Annotated in this window: 6 protein-coding genes; 2 read left to right on the plus strand and 4 right to left on the minus strand. The window is 68.4% G+C overall.

Annotated elements, in window-relative coordinates:
• Positions 1-136: 136 nt before the first annotated feature.
• Together DR046_RS22605 and DR046_RS22610 are read right to left on the minus strand one after the other, a co-directional pair.
• Positions 137-343, minus strand: a complete 207-nt coding sequence (locus tag DR046_RS22605; protein WP_245191063.1) for a type II toxin-antitoxin system RelE/ParE family toxin — start codon at positions 341-343, stop codon at positions 137-139.
• Positions 344-448: 105 nt separating this feature from the next.
• Positions 449-733, minus strand: a complete 285-nt coding sequence (locus DR046_RS22610; RefSeq protein WP_115384594.1) for a CopG family ribbon-helix-helix protein — start codon at positions 731-733, stop codon at positions 449-451.
• 619 nt (positions 734-1,352) lie between these two features.
• On the opposite strand from DR046_RS22610, the gene DR046_RS22615 reads away from it, so the two are divergent.
• Entirely contained in the window at positions 1,353-1,766 is a 414-nt protein-coding gene (locus tag DR046_RS22615; protein WP_115384595.1) for a hypothetical protein, read from the plus strand.
• 192 nt (positions 1,767-1,958) lie between these two features.
• Here the strand turns inward: DR046_RS22615 and DR046_RS22620 are convergent, their stop codons facing one another.
• A complete protein-coding gene (locus tag DR046_RS22620; protein WP_135227396.1) occupies positions 1,959-2,459 on the minus strand; it encodes a DUF3592 domain-containing protein in 501 nt (166 codons plus the stop codon).
• Positions 2,460-3,286: 827 nt separating this feature from the next.
• The gene (locus tag DR046_RS23875) at positions 3,287-3,457 is read right to left on the minus strand and encodes a hypothetical protein (protein WP_167767257.1); all 171 of its coding nucleotides are present in this window, start codon (positions 3,455-3,457) and stop codon (positions 3,287-3,289) included.
• A 272-nt stretch (positions 3,458-3,729) separates the two neighbouring features.
• Here DR046_RS23875 and DR046_RS22625 point away from each other — a divergent pair, with 272 nt between their 5' ends.
• Positions 3,730-4,623: a tRNA(His) guanylyltransferase Thg1 family protein gene (locus tag DR046_RS22625; protein WP_167767258.1), complete on the plus strand. Its 894-nt coding sequence runs from the start codon at positions 3,730-3,732 to the stop codon at positions 4,621-4,623.
• Positions 4,624-4,747: the final 124 nt, after the last annotated feature.

Genomic DNA, 4,747 nt, shown 5'->3' on the forward strand with positions numbered 1-4,747 from the left:
CGCCGCCGGATCCGGAGGCGCGGGCGCAGGCGGCCGCGCGCGAGGCCGAGGCGCTCGAGAAGCTCGACGCGGCGATGGCCAGGGCGGACGAGATCCTCAGGAAGTACGCGCGGAGCGGGGAGCGCTAGGAGACGGTTCATCCCAACCCCGCCTCCTTCTGATGGCGAATGCGGAGCACGACGGCAGTGTCTCCGTCGATCCGATAGCGCGCGACGTACCCGCTATCGCCGTAGGGGATGAGCCGGTCTCGGAAATCCGCATCCATCCCTTCCACGGGTCGCCCGATGTCGGGCTCGTCTTCAACGATGCGCATGCCGCCGCGGATCGCGCGCATCGCGGCCATGGCTGCATGGGGGTCTTCAGCTTCAGGAAGCGATGCAGGCGGTCGATGTCCCGCAGCGCGGCAGGCGTCCAGACAAGGCGGGGCAGGGACGGTCGCCCGGAAGCTTCAGCGGTGCGGCACGGGCGGTTCGGCGTCCTCGCCGGCCTCCAGGCGCGTGAGCCAGGCGTCGGCCTCCTCAGCCGTCACGTGCATCCCATCGGCCTGGTAGGCTTCCCAGGCCTCCAGGGCGTCCTGGCGGTAGCTCTCGCGCTGCTCCTCGCGCTCGACGTACTGCGCGATGGCTTCCCGCATCAGCCAATGGGCCGAGCGATCTCGTGCTGCGGCGAGGCTCCTGAGGCGACCGCGGATATCGGGATCGAGCTTGACGGCGACGGGAGGGATGGCCGGCATCTCGGCCTCCGGGTAATACCTGGTGATACTCTACATCGGGCATGCCGAAAGTCGAGTCCAGTCTCGACCTCCACATTGAGGATCGGGCGATCGGCTCGATGAGTCCATGGCCAGGGCTGACGAGATCCTCAGGAACCAGGCGCGCGGGGAATGAGGGGCGTTCCCGATCGGGAACATCCCCTCCTGTCGACCGATCCCGGCGGGCGCATAATCCCGATCGGGATCTTTCGGGCCGGCTGGGGGCGTAAGACGGTCCATGTTCCCGCTCGGGAGGATGACGTGAAGGTCTTCTTCGAGAACCGGGAGGTCGCCGAGCTGTCCGCGGGCGAGGGCGGAAAGGGCAGCCGGATTCTGGTCCGAACGCAACCGCGCGGTCGGCATGAAGGATTGGGATCCAAAGCCCAGGTCGGCAGGATCGTCGTGGATCCATGGCTCCTTGGCAGGCTCCGGTACTTCAAGCACCATACCGCTATCGTCGATCGACGATATCCCGCGTCTATCGTGGACAGGCTATGGGCGAGGCTGGACCGGGGGGCGTCGAAGGCCGCCCGTTTCCTATCCGGGCGTCGCCAGATCCCGCGCTTTAGGTTATCCTGGCGCCATGAATGCCAGATCTCCGATGCTCCTCGAACTGCCTTCCCCGCCCCTGGGGGCCCCGTTCATCCGCGGCCTCGCGGCCGCCGCGGCGCTGGCCCTGGGCCTGACGGCCGCCGCCCCGACGCGCGCAGATGGGGAGTTTGTCCCGGACTGGCTCGCCGGTCCCCCCGACGAGCGTCGCCTCGAAGAACGCGCCGGCCTCTACGCCTGCATGATCGAGCGGGCCGAAGCGCGGACCGGCAGTCCGCTCGAAGAGGGGAGCCTTTCCCACCGCCGCCTCGTGAGCGCGGTCAACAAGGCCGTCACGGACTGGGAAGAGACGGGCGGATCCCTCTACGAAGAGGTGCTCCCGGATTCCGACGTGAGCGGCCTCGACCCCGTCCACTTCGCCTTCGGGATCACGGGGGCCGAGATCGAGGCCGGTCGGTGCCGGTGAAGCCCGGATAGGGAAGCGGCCGGACAACCGGCACCCGGAGTCCTGTCGCGGATGTACAGGTCTCTGATTTCGTTCGATCAAGGAGACGTCCGGATCCGGACATGGAAGCGGCCGGGAAGCGGGGCAGGCGCCTCGCTCGGGGAGAACGCGATATTCACTGCGCAGCGAATGTCGGTGCCCGGCGCTCCGGGATCAGCTCCGGCGCGCGCCGGGCGGGCGCCACCCGAGCCATCGCGCGCCGGCAGCCAGGAACCACAGCGCGGCGACGAGAGGCACCGCAGACCTCAGGATCGGGCCCAGCGAGGATCCGGCCACCATCCGTTCCGGCGCGCCCGGGTCGTAGCGCAGCGCCATCCTGTCGCCCACGCCTTCCTCGAGGCGGGAGACCCCCGTCACGGAGGTCGCGACGACAGCGCGCCCGTCTTCGGTCGTGAAGCGCAGGACGGGCCGGGGCTCGCGGCGGTCATGGGGGCCGAAGCGGACCACCTCCACAACCTCTCCGGTGGCACGCGCGCCGCAGGCGGCGATCGATCCGGAGGAGGCCCAGGACGCGAGGCCGATCGCCCCGAAGCCCAGGCCGCAGAGGATCAGGACGAGGGCGAGGATCTCCTTCTGATGCGGATCGCGGTCGAGATCGCGCGGACGGCTTGCGGAAGACGACCGCCCCGCGGCGCGCCGGGCGGCCTTTTTCATGAAGGCGCGTTGCCAGTCCCTGTCCATGCGGTGCCCGTCCTCATCGTTGCGGTGGCATCATATGAAGCCGGCGTGAAAGCACGGACACGGGATGCGGCCCGCTCGCCTGCGCGAGTTGCGGATCCCGCCCCCGAAGATAGCTGTCTTCCAGACGGACGCAGGAGGATCCCCCGTCAGAATGTGCTGATCCTGGCTCTCGAAGACGGTGCTGCCGATGCATCGCGACAGGCCTGCCCCCAGCCCGCGCCCGGGTTCTGAAAGTCTAGGAAATTATAGCTCGAAACCTTAGTCTTCCTTATAATTCCCTATACTCCGCGAGGGCCGGACCAGGCGTGCGGCCGGGGAGGATCGCCCGGCCAGCGCCGTGATTGCCCCGGCGGAGCTCCCGATCCCGGCGTGCGGAAGGCAGATGGAGCACCGTCGCGCCGCCATGTCGCTCCTGGAGCATGCGGGCGACGAAACTGACATAGCGCGTGCCGGGGCGTCGCAGCGCGTCGAACGGGGCGGGATCCGTGATGGGCTCCCAGAGCCTGTCCGAAGCACGCAGAAGCCGGCCAGGCCGCTCTGACTGCTCGCAGCCTTCCGGACATATCTCGATCCTGAGATTGCGTCCCGGGAGATCATCGAGCTCGTAGACGAGCCCATATCCTTCGCAGGTGTCACACATGAGTTGGGCCAACCATGAACTCGTTACGTCTACTGAAGCAGTTTCTCTTCTGCCGAGGACCATGAAAGCCGGAGTCGGTTAAGGAAGGGCTAAGAGACCGTGGCTTCGGTCTGCTGGCGGGCGGTGGCGGCCTTGCGCTCCTTCAGGCTGACGATGCCCGTCACGCGCCCCAGCTCCTCCGCTCATCTTCCGGCATCTTCTCCAGAAAGTCGGGAACGCTCGAAGCCGGCACGACGCCCTCGAGGGCGCCCAGGCTCACGGGCTCATCGCCCCGCTCCGCGGCGATCGGTTCGGAGGGAGTAACCTTCGCTTCGGACCCGGTCATCTGCATGGTCCAACTCCTGTGGAGATTCCGGGCGGAACATGGTCGCCGATCGGCGCCATTCCAACGGCGCTCCTCTCCTGTCTGTATCATCGATCGACGTCGCCTGCGAGCGCCCGCCGGTGGAGGGCAAGGTGAAGAAACCCGAGGCGCGGTGAAGGATCTCGATGCGCGTGGTCCTGCGGAGAGGCCGGGCGGCGCGCGCTCCTGGCCGCGCGCCGTATCATTTCCGGAACCGGAGGATATCTGGGATCCGACACCATGAAAGAGGATCCCGGGACATGAACGACCCCCTCGGAGACCGCATGAAGGCGATCGAGCGGAGCTGGGCGGGGCCGCAGCTCGACCCGTCCCGCCCCGCCTATGCCCGCATCGACGGGCGGGGGTTCTCGCGCTTCACCCGCGGCCTGCGAAAGCCCTTCGACGCGCGCATGAGCGCGGCGATGGAGCGGACGGCCGCGCATCTTCTCGAGGAGAGCCAGGCGCGGGCTGCCTATGTCCAGTCGGACGAGATCTCCCTCCTCTGGGCGCCGTCCGGCCCCGGCAGCGAGCTCTTCTTCGGTGGCAAGCCGCAGAAGATGTCCTCCGTGCTCGCGGGCATGGCGACGGCCGCGCTCACGCGGGAACTTCTCCATCCCGCTCTCGACGAAACGGGCGAGATGGCCGGCTACGCGGCGCGCCTGCCGCACTTCGATGCCCGCGTCGCCGGGATGGCCGACGCGGCCGAGGCCGCCGAGATGATCGCCTGGCGCGGCGCCGATGCCCGTCGCAACGCGATCTCGGGGCTCGCGCGGACCGTGTTCCCGCATCGCGCCGTCCAGGGGAAATCCAGCGGGGCACTCCTCGATATGCTGGACGAGAGGGGCGTCCGGCTCGACGCCGAGGATCCCGGCGCCGTCAACGGCGTGCTCCTGCGCTTCGTGCCGGAGCTGCGCGGGCTGACCGAGGAAGAACGGGCGCGCATTCCCGAACCGCACCGGCCGGCGCCGGACGCGCTCTTCGAGCGGCGCGCGCTGCACCGGTTCTGCGCGGTCTCCCCGAACCGCATCGCGAACCTCGCGGGCGTGCTCTTCCAGGATGAGGAGCCGGTGCTGGTCTCCGGGCGCGTCCGAGGGACATCGTTCACGAAGGCGTGGTCGCAAGATGGCCCTCCAGGACGCCTGGGTATATCTTGAAAACCAAAAGGAGGGGGATCCTCGTGCAGGTCAGGATAGCGGATTTTCCCGAACTCGCGAAGCTCTGCTGGAACCGGCCGGAGGCGACCGTCCTCGACGGACCTGTCGCGCTCTCGATCTACGA

The organism is Jannaschia formosa (assembly GCF_003340555.1).
GTDB lineage: Bacteria > Pseudomonadota > Alphaproteobacteria > Rhodobacterales > Rhodobacteraceae > Jannaschia > Jannaschia formosa.